Genomic DNA, 15,769 nt, shown 5'->3' on the forward strand with positions numbered 1-15,769 from the left:
TCAGTCATCCCAGGCCAGGGTGGTAAAACGCACGAGGGCAGTGTTAGCATCGATCGGCCCCGATCATGCCAGGTACGGGGCATACCATCAGGGACGATAACAAGGACAATCCCATGTCATATCAAAAACTTGAACAACATCAGCAACAGCTGCACCGGCTCTCCCACCTCAGCGCCATCTGCGGCTGGGATCGGGCAGCCATGATGCCGGAGGGCGGCAACGAGGCACGTGCCGAGGCCATGGCCGAACTCGGCGTGCTGATCCATCAAAAGCGTACCGCCCCCGAGCTCGGCGACTGGATCGCCAAGGCCGAGAGCGAACCACTGGATGAGATCCAGCACGCGAACCTCGCCGAGATAAAGCGCCACTGGCAGGATGCGAGCCTGCTGCCAAGCGATCTGGTCGAGGCGCTGTCGCTGGCCGGCAGCAAGTGCGAGCACGCCTGGCGCGGCCAGCGCAAAAACAACGACTGGGCAGGCTTCGCCCCGAATCTCAAGGACGTGGTGACGCTGTCGCGGGAAGTGGCGCGCCTTCGCGCCGAGGCCCTCGGTGTACGCCCCTACGACGCCATGCTGGCGCTGTACGAACCCGGCATGACGAGTGCGCGGCTCGATCAGATCTTCGGCGATCTCACCGGCTGGCTGCCGTCCCTCATACAGCAGGTGAGTAAACAGCAGAAGCATGACGCCATCTTGATCCCGCAGGGGCCCTTCCCCATCGCGAGCCAGCAGGCGCTCGGCCAGGAGGTGATGGGCGTGCTCGGCTTTGATTTCGCCCACGGCCGGCTCGATGTGAGCAGCCATCCGTTCTGCGGCGGCGTGCCGACCGACGTGCGCATCACCACGCGCTACAACGAGCGGGAGTTCGTCTCCAGCCTGATGGGAATCGTGCACGAGACGGGTCACGCGCGCTACGAACAAGGGCTGCCGCGCCAGCTGATGAGCCAGCCGGTGGGCGAGGCGCGCTCCATGGGCATTCACGAGAGCCAGAGCCTGTTCTGCGAAATGCAGCTCGGCCACGATCCCGCCTTCCTGGCGCTGCTGGTGCCGCGCATCCGCGCACACTTTGGCGAGCAGGCGGCGTTTGCGCCGGCGAACCTGGCGAAGCTCTACAACCGGGTCGAGCCCGGCTTTATCCGCGTAGAGGCGGACGAGGTGACATACCCGGCGCACGTGATCCTGCGCTACGAGCTGGAGCGCGACCTCATCGAAGGGCACATCGAGGTGGCCGATCTGCCCGAACTGTGGGATGCCAAGATGCAGCAGTGGCTCGGCCTCTCCACCAAGGGCAACTACCAGAACGGCTGCATGCAGGACATTCACTGGACGGATGGCTCGTTCGGCTACTTCCCGAGCTACACGCTCGGCGCCATGTATGCGGCGCAGTTGCGCTTCGCGCTGGAGCGGGAACTGGGCAACATGAGCAGCGTGATCGAGGCGGGCCGCCTGCCGGAGATACTCGCGTGGCTTGGTCGCCACATCTGGTCACAGGGCAGCCAGCACAGCACGGACGAGCTCATTCGCCGCGCGACCGGCGAGGCGCTGAACCCGCGCTGGCTGCGCCAGCATCTGGAGCAGCGCTACCTGAAATAACAGCTGCTGCGCCAGCGAGTGAAGAGGGGAACGGGGCAGCTTGACTGCCCCGTTTTTCATTGGCAAACAACCGGATTCAGAGGGGATCCGGGGCACTCAAAAACTCGCGCAATTGCAGGATATTGCCTTCCGGATCAAACGCATTGCGCAGCACGAAGCCAGGCCCCGGCCACTGCTGCGGCAACAGGCCGCCACCGAGATCGGCCGCCCTGGCCTCGGCCCAGGCGAGGCTTGGTACGGTAAAGAACAATTTTATCGCCCCCTGTTCGCGCAGCTGCGGTGGCACCTGGATATCAATATCGCAGGCAATCGACTCGGGGATGGCATGGATCAGCAGCTGGATATCGTCGTTCTCCATCACGACAAAAGCGTCATCCTGACTGCGAATGTCCATCTGCAGCAGGGTGCGGTAGAAGTGGGTCAGCAGGCCGAGATCCCTGGCGTAGATCAGGGCGCCGGCGCGGGCGGGTCCTGGCATGGTGCTATCCTCCTTGGATGTTGTCACCCCAGATTCTCACACTTGCCCGCCCGGTTCGACCGGTTTCAACCTCGCCACAGGGGCTCTCCCGGCGACGTTTTTATTTCAATTGCTGTCCGTTTCTGGCTAGTCACCGCCTTCCCTCCCCCCTACTCTCTCATCCATGCACCCAGAACGGAGCGCCAGGACCATGAACTCGCCACCAGCCAGTGACCACCATCAGGATGAGGGGATCCCGAGCCTCAGCCGCGAGCAATGTCACGCCGCCCGGCTCGCCCGCGATGCGCGTTTCGATGGCCGCTTCTTTACCGGCGTGCTCTCCACCGGCATCTACTGCCGCCCCGTCTGCCCCGCGCGGCCGCCGCACGAGCACAACGTGCGCTACTTCCAAAGCGCTGCCGCGGCCGAGCAACATGGCCTGCGCCCGTGTCTGCGCTGTCGCCCCGAGCTGGCCCCCGCCGCACGCGGCGATCTGCCGCTCGAACTCGCCCGTTTGCTGGCGCGGATCGATCGCGGCGAGCTGGCGGACGGCTCGCTCGCCGCACTGGCGGCAGAGGCCGGAATAAGCGAGCGCACGCTGCGCCGCCAGTTCGAGCAGCATCTCGGTGCGTCACCGAAACAGGTGGAGCAGACGCGCCGGCTGCTGCTCGCGAAACGGCTGCTGACCGAAACTGCACTGCCCATCACGGACATAGTGTTTGCGGCGGGCTTTGCGAGTATTCGCCGCTTCAACGATGCCTGGAGCCAGGCGTATGGCCTGGCGCCCCGGGCGCTGCGCCATCGTGAAGGAAGGGCCGACGTCACCGAGAGCGGCGCGGCGCTCACGCTGCTGCTGTCCTATCGCCCGCCTTATGACGTGGCGGCCATGCTGGCGTTTTACCGGCTGCGGGCCATCCCCGGGCTGGAGCGGGTCGATGGTGATGCATATGAGCGGCGCCATAGCGTCGGCGATCACGCGGGCTGGATCCGCATCGAGCAAGGCAAGGGCCATAGCATCCGGCTCACAGTGCATGATCTGCCGCCCGCGGCGCTGCCTGATCTCTTGTATCGCGTGCGCCGCATGTGGGATCTCGACGCCGACATGCAGCGCATCGGTGAGCGGCTTGGGCAGGATCCGCTGCTGGCGCGCCTGCAGACGCGCTGGCCCGGGGTGCGCTTGCCCGCCGGCTGGGATGAGTACGAGGTGATGCTGCGCGCCATCGTCGGCCAGCAGGTGTCGGTCAAGGGCGCCATCACCATCATGGGGCGACTGGTGGCGCGTACCGAGGCGCAGTTCGGGGTAGCGCAGCTGCCCACCCCGGCGCAGCTGTGCACGCTGGATCTCGACGGCATCGGCATGCCCGGCAGCCGTATTCGCACGCTGCAGGGGCTCGCCGCTGCGCTCGCGAGCGGTGCGCTTTCCCTGACCACGGCCAGCGACGAGCAACTGCTGGCCTTGCCGGGCATAGGTCCCTGGACGGTCGCCTACTGGCGGCTGCGCTGCGGACAGGATCCCGACGCCTTCCCCGCCTCCGATCTCGTGCTGCAAAAGGCGCTGGGGGGCGGCGACAAGCTGCCGGTGAAAGAGGTGCTGGCGCAAAGCGCGGCGTGGCAACCGTGGCGCGGCTATGCCGCGAGCTGGCTGTGGCACGCCATGAGCGAACAACCGGCCCTGCTGATCAAGCAGCCATTGACCACCACAGCGAGTGCCATCGCAAACCCGCTGTCACCCACAACGGGGAGCAAGGCGCCCCAAAGCCATGACGAGGAGATAACCCATGATCCGCTATGACATGCTGCCAACGAGCTGCGGCGAACTACTGGTCGCCATCAACGCGCACGGCCTGGTACACGTGGACTTTGTGGCAGGCCTGCGGGCGCTGCCCGACATGAGCGGCTGGCAGCAAGACGGTGAGGCGCTCGCCCCCTATCTTGCCGAGTTTGACGCCTATTTCGCCGGGCGCCTGCAGCGCTTCACGCTGCCGCTCGCCGCCAATGGCACGGCTTTTCAGCAAACGGTTTGGCAGGCGCTGTGCGATATCCCCTATGGCGAGACCCGCAGCTACGGCGAGATTGCCCGCACCATCGGCAAACCGAGTGCGAGCCGTGCGGTCGGCGCCGCGAACGGCCGCAATCCGCTGTCGATCATAGTGCCGTGCCATCGCGTGATAGGCCAAAACGGCAGCCTGACCGGCTATGCGGGGGGATTGCCCATCAAGCAGGAGCTGCTGCGCCTCGAGGGGATCGCGCTCTGAGCCCAGGATTCCTGCCGCCACGCCAGGGGCCGCCCGGCCCTTGCCGTTGGCCCTGCCAGGAAGGCCCTGGCCGCACTCGGCGCCAGACGTAACCCAATGCCAGCTCATCTCGCCCTCATCAGCCAAGCTATTGAAGAACAACCATGTTTTTCGATAGACCCGGCAAGGCTGGCCGTTCCAGTGCAGCGCGGGGCAGGAAGGGGGTGAAAACTTGCCCATAAGGGCAGCAAACCAGAGCGCCGACGGGAGTTTGGGCGAATACTTCGAAGACCGGGATGACGCTGCGCGTTGGCAGCTTGCTGACTATCGAGATCACGGCGTGTTTCCTGGCAATCCGATCGCAGCCATCGGCTGCAATCCGTTTGAAACGAGGAGAAAACATGTCCACTCCAGTCACAGTCACTCAATTCCAGGTGAGGTCCCACGGCGCCCCCGACGAGGTGCGCACTCCCGACAAGACCCGGGTCGAGGTCGTTAAACTCAATGGCTACACCATAGGGCGGTTCAACTTTGCCCCCGGCTGGCGTTGGTCTGACTGCATCAAACCTGTCGTCAAGACGGAGCAATGCCAGCTCTCGCACGTGGGTTACGCCGTCTCGGGGGCGCTCACTGTCCGCCTGACGGACGGCACCCTCAAGACCATCAACGCCGGCGAGTCCTACACCATACCGCCGGGGCACGATGCCTGGGTCGAGGGCGAGCAACCCTTCGTGGGCATCGAGGTGCTCAGCGCCGATCAATTCGCCAAGCCATAGTGTGTCGTTGGCAACTTACCATGGTTGCAACCGAATCTACCGGTGGGCACTCGCCCACCGGCACAGCAAGACAGGCTTGATTAGCCAAGCCTCATCAGGCGTTCGTAAAGAGACATTGCAGACACTCCAGCCGCTCCCTTCGTATTGACCCTCCCCCCTTCTCCCATGCGGGAAGAAGAGACAAACACAAGGCCCGGGCATGCAGCCGCGCCCATCAGCACCGGATGCTCGAACTGCCACTCCTTTTTCTTAAGGCTGGTTTTTCAGGGCCGGATTGAAGATGCGCTTGATGGAGGCGGGATTGGCCGCCAGCTTGGCCGTGGGGCGGCGGGGACGCCTGACCAGTTCGCCGCCGCAATTGGGGCAAATCAGTTGCAGATAGTGCTCGCTGCAATCGGCGCAGAAGGTGCACTCGAAGGAGCAGATATAGGCAAGACCCATGTCGGCGGGCAGATCCTGGTCACAGCATTCACAGTTGGGTCTGAGTTCGAGCATGGTGGTTGGCCTCGGTGGCAGCAAAAGAAGGTGAACGGCTCAATCGACGATAAAGAGCCGGGCGCCCTGCTCGGTGAAGGATCTATGGGGCTCGGCGTTGTCGGCCACCTGATAGCTCATGCCCGCCGTCAGGCTCTGCGGGTCAATCTCATAGAGCTTGCGTCTGGCGGGCACAACGGGGCCATCCACAATGGGGCGAACATTGGCAAGGTGCCAAGCCCAGTAGCCGGGCTCCCAGCCACTAGAGCAAGCCGCGGCAACTTCATCGGGTTGCCATTCATGAATCTCATCAATATCGACGATCGCAACGGCTTTACCATCAGGGTCGACGGGCATATCAAGAGATAAAAACACTGTATTTTCAACGATCAGAAGATCGCGAACAGGGAGGGATGGGGGACACCAGGAGCGAACTTCCAATGTCTTTTTACCTGATGCAATATTTGTCCCGTGTGGACTGACTATCGAAAGTGCGAGCATAGATCCTTCTGTACTTCATCCCAAGAGTGATACGCGTCCACATAAGTTCGAAGAGGCCGTCGGGCCTCTCACGAAGAGGCATGGCAGCCAGCCTTCGCAACAAATCCTGATAAGAACACATTCCCTCCGCCAAGTCATGACCCACTCTGGCACTGGATGCTGGGCTCTGGGCGCCCCCTTGTGTAAAGGGAGCACCCAGGAGTGGCCCCGCAGAAGGCCGCAGTCAGCGCTTGAGACTGCCCATCACCTGCATTTCGCAGCGGTTGCAATCAAAGCGCAGGCGGAAGATGTCCTTGCCCATCTTGAGCTCCAGCGGCTCGGCCTTGAGACCGGGCACCTCTTTCGGGCAGAGGTTCTGGCTGTAGCGGATACAGTGTTTCGTTGTCATCAGCACCACTTCCCCCTCCTCCTTGTTCGCCTCATAGGCGGGGGCGATGCGCTCCACCCCGTGCTCGCGGAAAAACTGCTCGGCGGCCGAGTTCAGCACGTTGCCAAGGTAGGAGAGGCGGTGCAGCGGATAGCTGACATCGCGCAGGGCTATGCGCCGCTCGGGGCGCTGATAGCTGGCCAGACGCGCGGCCTCCAGCGCGGCTATGCCATCCCGGCGCAGCCCGTTGAGCTGTGATGCTGCAATGAATAGCGGCCTCGTTACTGCCAACTCAATCTTGCGGGCCACAAACAGGGTATTGCCGAGTTTGCCAAGCTGGTCACGCGCCTGTTGCAGCGCCCGCTCCGGATTGTCGGCCGGTTGCTTGTCGCAAGGGAGCGTCACCGCGGCGCTGATGCCCTGCTCGTCGGTGAGCGTGAGGCGCAATCCCTCATCGCACTCACAGAGCTGCATATCGACCCGGATGCGACGATCCGCGCTCGCCTTTTCCAGCATCTTGCTGAATGCCTGATCGTGGTTGCGGTAGATTTCTGTGCCCACCGTCAAGCCCGGCATGCGCTCCGACAGGAGTAACTGCTTGCCTTCCACCTTGTTGAGGCGCATCCCCACCAGCTCCTTGTTCGGCTTGAAGAAGCCCAGACCGTCGCCGTTGTTGAGGGTGACCGGCTTGCCGTCGATCTCGATGCCATCGCGGGTCACCCTGGTGACGCGACCCAGCGTCTCGCCAACGTATTTCGGGCTTAGGGTGGAGTCGATCCCCTGCTGACGGCCATTGAGGAAGTAGTCGGTTGAGCCACGGTTGAAGCTCTTTTTCGGATCCGGCTCGAAGCTGTAGCTGCAACGCCCCGCCGAGGCGGCCACCAGATCGGAGCGACGCTCGAGAATGGCGTCGAGCTTCTGGCGATACCAGGCGGTGACGTTCTTGACGTAATCCAGCCCCTTGAGGCGTCCCTCGATCTTGAACGAGCGAATGCCCGCCGCGATCAGCGCCTCCAGGTTGTCGGTCTGATCCATGTCTTTCAAGGAGAGCAGGTGACTGCCCTCCACCAGCACTTCGCCGTCCGGCTTTTGCAGCGAGCAGGGCAAGCGGCAGAGCTGGGCACACTCGCCGCGATTGGCGCTGCGGCCGGTGCGGGCATGGCTGATGTTGCACTGGCCGCTGTAGGAGACGCAGAGCGCGCCGTGGATAAAGAACTCCAGCTGCACCTTGGTCGCCGCGCTTATTTCGCGGATCTGTGCCAAGGAGAGCTCACGCGCCAGCACCACCTGGGAGAAGCCCACATCCTGCAAAAACTTCACCTTCTCTGGCGTGCGGTTGTCGGTCTGGGTACTGGCGTGCAGCGCTATGGGCGGCAAGTCCAGTGCCAGCAGCCCCATGTCCTGCACTATGAGCGCATCGGCCCCCGCTTCGTAAATCTGGTGAGTCAGGCGCCGGGCCTGCTCCAGCTCGCTGTCGTGCAGCAAGGTGTTGAAGGCAACGAAGACCTGGGCGCCGAAGCGGTGGGCGTGGCGCGCCAGTGCTTCGATATCGTCGAGGGAGTTGCCCGCCGCACTGCGGGCACCAAAGGCGGGGCCGCCCATGTAGACGGCATCGGCGCCATGGTTGATGGCTTCGATGCCGTAGGCGAGGTTCTTGGCTGGCGCCAGCAGTTCGAGGCGGTTCAGTGCGTGGCTATGGGTCTGTGGGTGCATGGTCTCTGAGTCTATCGGCAGACAGAAAATGCCCGTCACTCTAGGTCAGTCGCCCTTTGCTTGCCTTGATCCCGCTTAAGATCACCGCAAGATACAGGATTAAAAGTCCGGAGATCGCAGTCCCGCCCGTGGAGCCGGGTATGTGTTCAGCGACCCTGCCCTCATGGCGCGAGCCGCTGACAAACGAACCTCAGAGCACTACCTTGAGCGCCAGCCCCAGCAGCACCAGACCACTCACCTTGTCGATCACGAAGGATTTGGCTTTGAGCCACGCAAGAACTGGGCCGCGAGAGAGCACCAGCGCCACCAGCACATACCAGAGCGCATCTATGCCACCTGCGGTGAGCATCATGATACCCCCTTCGTTCCAGCCGGTGTCGGCCCGTACGAACTGGCTGAACAGGGCGATAAAGAAGATGGCAAGCTGGGGGTTGAGAAAGGCGACCATAAAGCCTTCAAAGGCCCCCTGACGACCACGCAACTGGTGGACCACCTCCTCGGCCGACTCGCTGGCGGGCCTGGCAAGCAGCGCCTTGATGCCTAGCCAGGCGAGAAACGCGGCGCCGCCGTAACGGATCAGATCAAACAGCAGCGGGGTCTTGGTGATCAGCACGGAGAGCCCCAGCGCTGTAATCAGTGCATAGATGCCAACGCCAAGGCCGTGACCCAGCGCGGTTGCCACCCCGTGACCCTGCCCCCCCTGCACCGTATTGCGGATGATCAGCGCCAGACTCGGCCCCGGGCTGATGGCCCCCATCACGCAGATTGCGGCCAGTGCCAGCCAACTCGTCAATTCCATATCTTTCCCTACCTGTAAGCCGAATATCAGCAGCGGATCTCAGGGTAAGGGGCGACCAGTTATGCCAGAAGTGAAAGTTATGAATAGATCCCATAGCCAATGGCTATAGGCTGGCACAACCGACTGCGGCTAGCGGACGCCAGCCAACAGCTTGCGGCTCTCTGCGACCGTGCGTTGCAGGTGTTCGCGCAAGAAGGGGTAGGCCAGCTCGCGAAACCATTTGTGAGCCGGATCCTGATGATGGCGCTGGTGCCACAGCAGATGATACTGCTGGGTGCGGGTGGCAAACGGCAGATCACAAAATGCGAGATCCTGCTCGCGGGAGAGCTGCCAGGCGATATGGGCCGGGGTGGTCATCAGGCAGTCGGTGCGCAGCAACACCTCCACCGCGGCCTGAAAGAAGGGCACCCTGGCAAACCAGCGCCGGTTAAGCCCCTGCGGCGCCAGCACCTGCTCCACCGGGCTGTCCTTGTCACCACCGCCACTCACCTGCAGATGGGGCCAGGCGAGGTAGTCATCCAGACTGAGTGGCTTGCCCGCCAAGGGGTGATGACGGCCCATCAGCACCACCAGCCTGTCCTCCCCCTGATGCAGGCCACGGATCTGCTCCGGCACCAGCTCCGTGATGGTGGAGACCAGATCCAGCTCGGATTGCCACAGCTGGGGCAGCTGGCGCTTGTCCCACAGGCTGTACTCTAGCGCAGCAAGCGGCGCCTCTTTGGCCAGCGCGGCGCAGATATCGGGCAGGATGTGCTGGGCCACATAATCGGACGAGGCAAGCCGAAACACCCGCTCGCAGCGACCGGGGTCGAAACCCGGTGCCTCGTAGAGCCGATCCAGCGCACCGAGGGAATCCGCCAAGGCCGCCGCCAGCGTCTCGGCCCGTGGCGTCAGCAGCCAGCGCTGCCCCTCCCGCACCAGCAAGTCGTCGCCAAACTCGCTGCGCAGCTGGCTTAGCTGCTTGCTGATGGAGGGCTGGCTCAGGTGCAGCAGCTCAGCCGCCCGGCTGATGTTGCGGGTCTCCAGCAACACCTTGAGGGTCGGCAGCAAGTTGAGGTTGGCTTTGTGCAAGGGGCGGCCCCGTTGGATGGTGGAAAGCCCTATCTTAGGGCAGGCGAGTCCTCGATTTTAAGCAAAATTTCCCGCTATTTTCGGCGGTTTTACGCCTCTTCCCTGCCAGATAACCATGACCACAAGATGACAGTGGTTGCTCCGTGCGGCATAATTGCGCGATTTTCCGCCCGCGGGCGATCCACTTTGAGAAGCGGTAACAAGATGAAATACGCCAATATCACCGGTTGGGGCAAATGTCTGCCCCCCTCAGTGCTGACCAACGATGACCTCAGCACCATCATGGATACGTCGGATGAATGGATCTATCCGCGTACCGGTATCAAGGCCCGCCGGATCTCCCACGTCAGCACCTCGGATCTCGCCACCCTGGCCGGTCGCCGCGCCCTGGCCTGTGCAGGCCTGGAAGCGAGCGATCTCGATGGCATCATACTGGCGACCGCGACTCCAGATAACCTGCTGCCCAATGCCGCCTCTGCGGTGCAGAAGAAGCTCGGTGCCGTCAACGCCGCCGTGTTCGACCTCAACGCCGCCTGTACCGGATTTGTCTACTCCCTCTCCGTCGCCACCTCCCTGGTGCAGACCGGCATGATGAAGAAGGTGCTGGTGATAGGTGCCGAACGCCTGACCTATCTGCTGGACTGGGCGCGCCGCGATACCGCAGTGCTGTTTGGCGATGGCGCCGGGGCCGTGGTGATAGAGGCGAGCGAGCAGGAGTGCGGGCTGATTGCCAACAAGCTCGGCTGTGACAGCGAAGCGCGGGAGATACTGCACGTCCCGAACTTTGGTACCGATCGGGTGCGTTTTGCCGATGTGGATGGGCTCTTCACCTTCAACTTCGAAGGCCCGGAGATCTTCAAGCGCGCCGTGCGCGGCATGGGTGAAGCCACCGGCACAGTGCTGAGCCAGGCCGGCATCACCCCGGAGCAGGTCGATCTCATAGTGCCGCACCAAGCCAACATCCGTATCATCGAAACCCTGGCCAAGCGCATGAACGCGCCCATGGAGAAGGTGATGGTCAACATCGAGAACTACGGCAACACCTCCGCCGCTACCGTGCCCATCGCCCTGTGCGAAGCGCTGGAGCAGGGCCGCGTCAAGCCGAACTCCTATCTGCTGACCGCCGCCTTCGGTGCCGGTCTGACCTGGGGCGCCGCCATCATCAAGTGGGGCGATCGCGTCACCCCCATCAACTCGTGCGATGCCGAGCTGCCCCCGTGCGACAAGAGCGCGCTTGAGCTGATTGCCCATGCGGTCGAAGGGTGCCAGAAGGCCCACGCCAACGAGGCCTAATCCTCAGCAGGAGCCTGGGTCATCAGGCTCCTTTTTTATCTGCATTTGCCTCCACGCTATCCCACGCTTCGTTATCCGCCACTTCACCGCGCTCTCGTCTAGCCAGAGCCCCGTCTGCTGCCTCCATATTCCAGTTTTATCAGTAGATCCCCCCGAACAGGACCGATTTGTAACCAAGTTATTTTTTTGCGCTAACCTTACTGAGCCATTTGTAACTAACGGGTTCGGGCGTGGATCATCCTCTCTGTCACCAGTGGGATAGCAGCTTGTTCCCGCCCCCGACTCACGTGCAGGGATGAGTTTGCGTATGACAGATCACAAAACGGCAGAGACCATTGCATTCTGGGACCCCGTGAGTTGGGCATGCTGTCTGGGCACAGGCCTGCTCAGCACCCTGCTGCTGACTCTCGCAGGTAGCCCGCTGCCTTATCTGCTGGCCAACGGCGTGCTGGCACTGGGCGCAGCCCTCTGGTGCTCCCATCACTATCACGGCAAGCCGGCGGCGAGCCATCACGACGAGGAGACTGCCCATACCTGGTCTGCCGCCCAGCTCAGCCACTCCATCATTGGGCTCGAACAAGTGTGCGAGAAAGCCGTCCCCATCTGGTCACAGCAGATTGAAAACTCCCGTCAGCAGACCGAAGGAGCCATGATCGATCTGACCCAGCGCTTCGCCGGGCTCACCACCAAGCTGGAAGAGGCGGTAGCCGCCTCTCACGATGCCGCCGGCGATCTGGGAGGAACAAAATCCGCGGGCATGGCCGCCGTACTGGCCGAGAGCCAGGCCCAGCTCAACCAGGTGCTCGCCATCATGCACTCCGCACAAGCCAATCGCGATGCCATGCTGGCGGAGATCAAGACGCTTACCGCCTACACCATAGAGCTCAATACCATGGCGCTCGACGTGGCCAAGATTGCCTCCCAGACCAACTTGCTGGCGCTCAATGCCGCCATAGAAGCGGCTCGGGCCGGTGAGGCAGGGCGAGGCTTCGCCGTGGTGGCCGATGAGGTACGCACCCTGTCGCGCCTCTCCAGCGAAACGGCCCAGAAGATGACGGACAAGGTCGACACCATCAACACCGGCATTGGTCGCGCCTTCCAGATAGCAGAAAGTGCAGCCGCACGGGATCAAGCCGCCGTCAGTGACTCGGAGCACGCCATCGAGCAGGTGCTGGAGCGCTTTCGCATGGCCACCACCAGCCTGGCTGAGTCGGCCGCCCTGCTGCAGAGCGAAAGCTCGGGGATCCACCGCGAGATCTCCGATGTCATCGTTTCGTTACAGTTCCAGGATAGGGTCAGTCAAATCCTCAACCATGTACGCCAGAACATGGACAGCCTCAATGACCACCTGATTTCCTCACGCAACAGAACACACCAGTCCGGCCCCATCCAGATAGATGCGGAGAGCTGGCTGGCAGACATGGAACTCTCCTATGCCACTGATGAACAACGCAACATTCATCATGGCCGCCGCCAGCAACCCATGATGAATTCCTCCAGCAGTGCAGACGTTACTTTTTTCTAGGAGACAGATATGGCCAAAACAGTCCTGATCGTGGATGACTCGGCAACCATTCGCCAAGTCGTCGGCATGACGCTCAAGGGAGCCGGTTACGAGGTGATGGAAGCCTGCGATGGCAAGGATGCCCTCAGGAAGCTCGACGGCAAGAAGATCAATCTCATCATCAGCGACGTCAACATGCCGAACATGGATGGCATCAGCTTCGTCAAGGAGGCCAAGAAACTGGCCAGCTACAAGTTCACCCCCGTCATCATGCTGACCACGGAATCCCAGGACTGCAAGAAACAGGAGGGACAGGCGGCAGGGGCCAAAGCCTGGGTGGTCAAACCATTTCAGCCCGATCAGATGCTGGCGGCCGTCGCCAAGCTCATCATGCCCTGAGTCAGGAGCCACCCATGCCGCTGCACATAGAGACGGGTGAACACAAGACGCTGGTCAAGGTATCGGGGGAGATGACCATCTACACAGCCGCCGAACTCAAGCTGGCACTCACCCCCCTGCTCTACCGCCAGCAAGCGCTGGAGCTGGATCTGTCCCAGGTGTCCGAGATGGACAGCGCCGGCTTGCAGCTGTTGCTGGCTGCCAAGAAAACGGCGCAACAGAGCGGCTATCCGCTGCACCTGATCATGCACAGCCATGCGGTGCTGGACGCGCTGGAGCTGTGCCAGCTGACGGCCTTCTTTGGCGATCCCACCCTCATGCCCCACGCTGATCACGCCTAGGCAGTCCCAGTGACAAGGAGTCATTCGTGAGCATCAATCTTGATCAGGCCCTGCAAACCTACATAGCCGAGGCACGCGAACTGCTGGAAGAGATGGAATCCGCCCTGCTGACGCTGGAAAACGACCCGGACAACAGCGAGCTGATAGGCGCCATCTTCCGGGCGGCACACACCATCAAGGGCTCCGCCGGCCTGTTTGGCTTGCAGCCCATCGTCAGCTTCACCCACATAGTCGAAGACTTGCTCGATCAGGTGCGCAATCAGCAACTGGCGATCACCACGACGCTTATCAAGGATCTGCTGGAGAGCCGGGATCACATCGAGCGGCTGGTCCGTCTGGTCGCAGAGCAGGGAGCATCACTGGGGGATGACGAACAGGCACTGGACTCCCAGTTGCGGCTCAATCTGGCGCGCCATCAGACGGCACGCCAGACCGGGTTGCCGGAATGTACCCCATCCGCAGACTCAGAGCCGGTCAGCAAGGAAGAGGGTCATGTCAGCGCCACCTCGCTGTGGCACATATCCCTGCGCTTTGGCCCGGATGTGCTGCGCAATGGCATGGATCCCGCCTCGTTTCTGCGCTACCTCGGCACCATGGGCACCCTCTGCGCCATCGAAACCCTTCACGACGCCCTGCCTGACTGGGAACATTTCGATCCCGAGAGCTGCTACCTCGGTTATGAGCTCGATGTCGACACCCAGGCAGACAAGGGAGCCCTGAGCGATGTATTCGAATTCGTTCGCGATGACTGCCGCATCACCATACTGCCCCCTCACAGCAAGCTGGCCGAGTACATAGCGCTCATCCATGACCTGCCAGAAGACAACGACATGCTGGGGCAACTGCTGGTCAAAACCGGGGCACTGACCGCCAGCGAGCTGGCGCTAGGCCTGCAAACCCAGCATGACAGCCCGCAGACTGACAGCAGTAAGCTGGGGGAGATCCTGATTGCCCAGGGCGCAGTCAACGAGGTGGTCGTGGATGCGGCGCTCAAGAAACAACACCAGAACAAGGAGAATAAAACCAAGGAGGGGCGCTACGTCCGGGTGCATGCCGACAAGCTGGATGATCTGATCAATCTGGTCGGCGAGCTGGTGGTCGCCAGCTCGGGTGCCAGCCTGCTGGCCCAGCGCTCACGGGACAGCCAGCTGCAGGAGGCAAACTCCACCATCGCCATGCTGGTCGAGGAGATCCGGGATGGCGCCCTGCGCCTGCGCATGGTGCCCATCGGGGACACCTTCAACCGCTTCCAGCGCGTCGTGCGTGACGTTAGCCACGAGCTGAACAAGGACATTGCACTGGTCATCACAGGCGGTGACACCGAACTCGACAAGTCCGTGGTGGAAAAAATAGGCGATCCCCTGATGCATCTGGTTCGCAATTCCATGGATCACGGCATCGAGTCGGCGGGGCAGCGCCTCGCCGCCGGCAAACCGGCGAGGGGTACCTTGACCCTCAATGCCTATCATGACTCCGGCAGTATCGTCATCGAGATCAAGGACGATGGCGCCGGCCTCAACCAGGCAAAAATTCTGCAAAAGGCGCAAGAGCGGGGCCTGGTCGCCGCCAATGCGGTATTGACGGATCAGGAGATCTACCAGCTCATCTTCGAGCCCGGTTTCTCCACCGCAGAGACCATCACCAATCTCTCGGGTAGAGGCGTCGGCATGGACGTGGTCAAACGCAATATCCAGGCCCTGCGCGGCAGCGTCGAGCTGGACAGCAAGCCCGGACAAGGCACCCGGGTGCAGATCCGGCTGCCATTGACCCTGGCCATCATCGACGGTTTTCTGGTCCGGGTCAGCACCACCCATTACGTCATCCCCCTCGACATGGTGATCGAGTGCGTGGAGCTGACCCAGAGTGCCCTGGCCGATACTCAGGGGCGCAACTACCTCAACCTGCGCGGCGAGGTGCTGCCGTTCGTCCGGCTCCAGCACTACTTCGATGTCGAAGGGGCGAGAGGACGCAGGGAAAACATAGTGGTCGTCAGTCACGGCGGCAAGAAGTCCGGGCTGGTGGTCGATGAATTGCTGGGGGAATTTCAGACCGTCATCAAGCCGCTCGGCAAGCTGTTTCAACGCCTGCAAGGGATCAGCGGCTCCACCATTCTGGGCGGCGGCGAGGTTGCCCTCATCCTGGATATTCCCTCCCTCATTCAACATGCCATCGATCAGGAACTGAGCCAGCTGAGCCAGTACGCCCTTCCTCGCCAGCAAACTCAACCAAGAGTCAATTAACGCCAGGA

Annotated in this window: 16 protein-coding genes; 9 read left to right on the forward strand and 7 right to left on the reverse strand. The window is 62.2% G+C overall.

Going from position 1 to position 15,769, the window contains the following annotated elements; genetic code table 11:
- The first annotated feature begins 113 nt into the window (after positions 1-113).
- A complete protein-coding gene (locus IU367_RS16550) occupies positions 114-1,592 on the forward strand; it encodes a carboxypeptidase M32 (protein ID WP_274452480.1) in 1,479 nt (492 codons plus the stop codon).
- A 76-nt stretch (positions 1,593-1,668) separates the two neighbouring features.
- On the opposite strand, the gene IU367_RS16555 is transcribed toward IU367_RS16550, so the two are convergent.
- The gene (locus IU367_RS16555; protein ID WP_241279922.1) at positions 1,669-2,070 is read right to left on the reverse strand and encodes a VOC family protein; all 402 of its coding nucleotides are present in this window, start codon (positions 2,068-2,070) and stop codon (positions 1,669-1,671) included.
- A gap of 190 nt (positions 2,071-2,260) precedes the next feature.
- Between IU367_RS16555 and IU367_RS16560 the strand changes: the two genes are divergently transcribed.
- The gene (locus IU367_RS16560; RefSeq protein WP_274452481.1) at positions 2,261-3,841 is read left to right on the forward strand and encodes an AlkA N-terminal domain-containing protein; all 1,581 of its coding nucleotides are present in this window, start codon (positions 2,261-2,263) and stop codon (positions 3,839-3,841) included.
- On the forward strand, positions 3,828-4,304 hold the full coding sequence (locus tag IU367_RS16565; protein ID WP_274452482.1) for a methylated-DNA--[protein]-cysteine S-methyltransferase: 477 nt from the start codon (positions 3,828-3,830) through the stop codon (positions 4,302-4,304). The genes IU367_RS16560 and IU367_RS16565 overlap by 14 nt, the downstream gene beginning before the upstream one ends.
- A 127-nt stretch (positions 4,305-4,431) precedes the next feature.
- Here IU367_RS16565 and IU367_RS16570 read toward each other — a convergent pair whose 3' ends face one another.
- On the reverse strand, positions 4,432-4,686 hold the full coding sequence (locus IU367_RS16570; protein ID WP_274452483.1) for a hypothetical protein: 255 nt from the start codon (positions 4,684-4,686) through the stop codon (positions 4,432-4,434).
- On the opposite strand from IU367_RS16570, the gene IU367_RS16575 reads away from it, so the two are divergent.
- Positions 4,685-5,059: a cupin domain-containing protein gene (locus IU367_RS16575; protein WP_043554711.1), complete on the forward strand. Its 375-nt coding sequence runs from the start codon at positions 4,685-4,687 to the stop codon at positions 5,057-5,059. The genes IU367_RS16570 and IU367_RS16575 overlap by 2 nt on opposite strands.
- A 249-nt stretch (positions 5,060-5,308) precedes the next feature.
- On the opposite strand, the gene IU367_RS16580 is transcribed toward IU367_RS16575, so the two are convergent.
- The 5 genes from IU367_RS16580 to IU367_RS16600 all read right to left on the reverse strand — a co-directional run bounded on the left by IU367_RS16580 (position 5,309) and on the right by IU367_RS16600 (position 9,984).
- On the reverse strand, positions 5,309-5,554 hold the full coding sequence (locus IU367_RS16580) for a DUF1272 domain-containing protein (protein WP_274452484.1): 246 nt from the start codon (positions 5,552-5,554) through the stop codon (positions 5,309-5,311).
- Between the two features lie 39 nt (positions 5,555-5,593).
- On the reverse strand, positions 5,594-6,034 hold the full coding sequence (locus IU367_RS16585; RefSeq protein WP_274452485.1) for an ASCH domain-containing protein: 441 nt from the start codon (positions 6,032-6,034) through the stop codon (positions 5,594-5,596).
- 223 nt (positions 6,035-6,257) lie between these two features.
- The gene (locus tag IU367_RS16590; protein ID WP_274452486.1) at positions 6,258-8,114 is read right to left on the reverse strand and encodes a peptidase U32 family protein; all 1,857 of its coding nucleotides are present in this window, start codon (positions 8,112-8,114) and stop codon (positions 6,258-6,260) included.
- A 190-nt stretch (positions 8,115-8,304) separates the two neighbouring features.
- Positions 8,305-8,913 (reverse strand): LysE family translocator, encoded by a 609-nt coding sequence (locus IU367_RS16595; protein ID WP_241325421.1) that lies wholly within the window; start codon positions 8,911-8,913, stop codon positions 8,305-8,307.
- Positions 8,914-9,042: 129 nt separating this feature from the next.
- Positions 9,043-9,984 carry a LysR family transcriptional regulator gene (locus IU367_RS16600; protein WP_043554707.1) on the reverse strand — a complete coding sequence of 314 codons (942 nt, stop codon included), beginning with the start codon at positions 9,982-9,984 and terminating at the stop codon, positions 9,043-9,045.
- Between the two features lie 204 nt (positions 9,985-10,188).
- On the opposite strand from IU367_RS16600, the gene IU367_RS16605 reads away from it, so the two are divergent.
- From IU367_RS16605 to IU367_RS16625, 5 genes are all read left to right on the forward strand, one after another.
- Positions 10,189-11,277 (forward strand): ketoacyl-ACP synthase III, encoded by a 1,089-nt coding sequence (locus tag IU367_RS16605; protein WP_043135054.1) that lies wholly within the window; start codon positions 10,189-10,191, stop codon positions 11,275-11,277.
- 307 nt (positions 11,278-11,584) lie between these two features.
- Positions 11,585-12,802 carry a methyl-accepting chemotaxis protein gene (locus tag IU367_RS16610; RefSeq protein ID WP_274452487.1) on the forward strand — a complete coding sequence of 406 codons (1,218 nt, stop codon included), beginning with the start codon at positions 11,585-11,587 and terminating at the stop codon, positions 12,800-12,802.
- A gap of 9 nt (positions 12,803-12,811) precedes the next feature.
- The gene (locus tag IU367_RS16615) at positions 12,812-13,180 is read left to right on the forward strand and encodes a response regulator (protein WP_274452488.1); all 369 of its coding nucleotides are present in this window, start codon (positions 12,812-12,814) and stop codon (positions 13,178-13,180) included.
- Between the two features lie 14 nt (positions 13,181-13,194).
- Positions 13,195-13,521: an STAS domain-containing protein gene (locus tag IU367_RS16620; RefSeq protein WP_098984917.1), complete on the forward strand. Its 327-nt coding sequence runs from the start codon at positions 13,195-13,197 to the stop codon at positions 13,519-13,521.
- Between the two features lie 26 nt (positions 13,522-13,547).
- Complete coding sequence (locus IU367_RS16625; RefSeq protein ID WP_274452489.1) at positions 13,548-15,761, forward strand: chemotaxis protein CheA; 2,214 nt, start codon at positions 13,548-13,550, stop codon at positions 15,759-15,761.
- Positions 15,762-15,769 lie beyond the last annotated feature (8 nt).

It is taken from the genome of Aeromonas bestiarum (assembly GCF_028751155.1).
GTDB lineage: Bacteria > Pseudomonadota > Gammaproteobacteria > Enterobacterales > Aeromonadaceae > Aeromonas > Aeromonas bestiarum.

Excerpts from the sequence above, each read along its gene's own strand:
- IU367_RS16555 (WP_241279922.1), bottom strand. The coding sequence starts at position 2,070 with ATGCCAGGACCCGCCCGCGCCGGCGCCCTGATCTACGCCAGGGATCTC.
- IU367_RS16575 (WP_043554711.1), top strand. The coding sequence starts at position 4,685 with ATGTCCACTCCAGTCACAGTCACTCAATTCCAGGTGAGGTCCCACGGC.
- IU367_RS16585 (WP_274452485.1), bottom strand. The coding sequence starts at position 6,034 with ATGCTCGCACTTTCGATAGTCAGTCCACACGGGACAAATATTGCATCA.
- IU367_RS16565 (WP_274452482.1), top strand. The coding sequence starts at position 3,828 with ATGATCCGCTATGACATGCTGCCAACGAGCTGCGGCGAACTACTGGTC.
- IU367_RS16605 (WP_043135054.1), top strand. The coding sequence starts at position 10,189 with ATGAAATACGCCAATATCACCGGTTGGGGCAAATGTCTGCCCCCCTCA.
- IU367_RS16560 (WP_274452481.1), top strand. The coding sequence starts at position 2,261 with ATGAACTCGCCACCAGCCAGTGACCACCATCAGGATGAGGGGATCCCG.
- IU367_RS16570 (WP_274452483.1), bottom strand. The coding sequence starts at position 4,686 with ATGTTTTCTCCTCGTTTCAAACGGATTGCAGCCGATGGCTGCGATCGG.
- IU367_RS16615 (WP_274452488.1), top strand. The coding sequence starts at position 12,812 with ATGGCCAAAACAGTCCTGATCGTGGATGACTCGGCAACCATTCGCCAA.
- IU367_RS16550 (WP_274452480.1), top strand. The coding sequence starts at position 114 with ATGTCATATCAAAAACTTGAACAACATCAGCAACAGCTGCACCGGCTC.
- IU367_RS16620 (WP_098984917.1), top strand. The coding sequence starts at position 13,195 with ATGCCGCTGCACATAGAGACGGGTGAACACAAGACGCTGGTCAAGGTA.
- IU367_RS16595 (WP_241325421.1), bottom strand. The coding sequence starts at position 8,913 with ATGGAATTGACGAGTTGGCTGGCACTGGCCGCAATCTGCGTGATGGGG.
- IU367_RS16590 (WP_274452486.1), bottom strand. The coding sequence starts at position 8,114 with ATGCACCCACAGACCCATAGCCACGCACTGAACCGCCTCGAACTGCTG.
- IU367_RS16580 (WP_274452484.1), bottom strand. The coding sequence starts at position 5,554 with ATGCTCGAACTCAGACCCAACTGTGAATGCTGTGACCAGGATCTGCCC.
- IU367_RS16610 (WP_274452487.1), top strand. The coding sequence starts at position 11,585 with ATGACAGATCACAAAACGGCAGAGACCATTGCATTCTGGGACCCCGTG.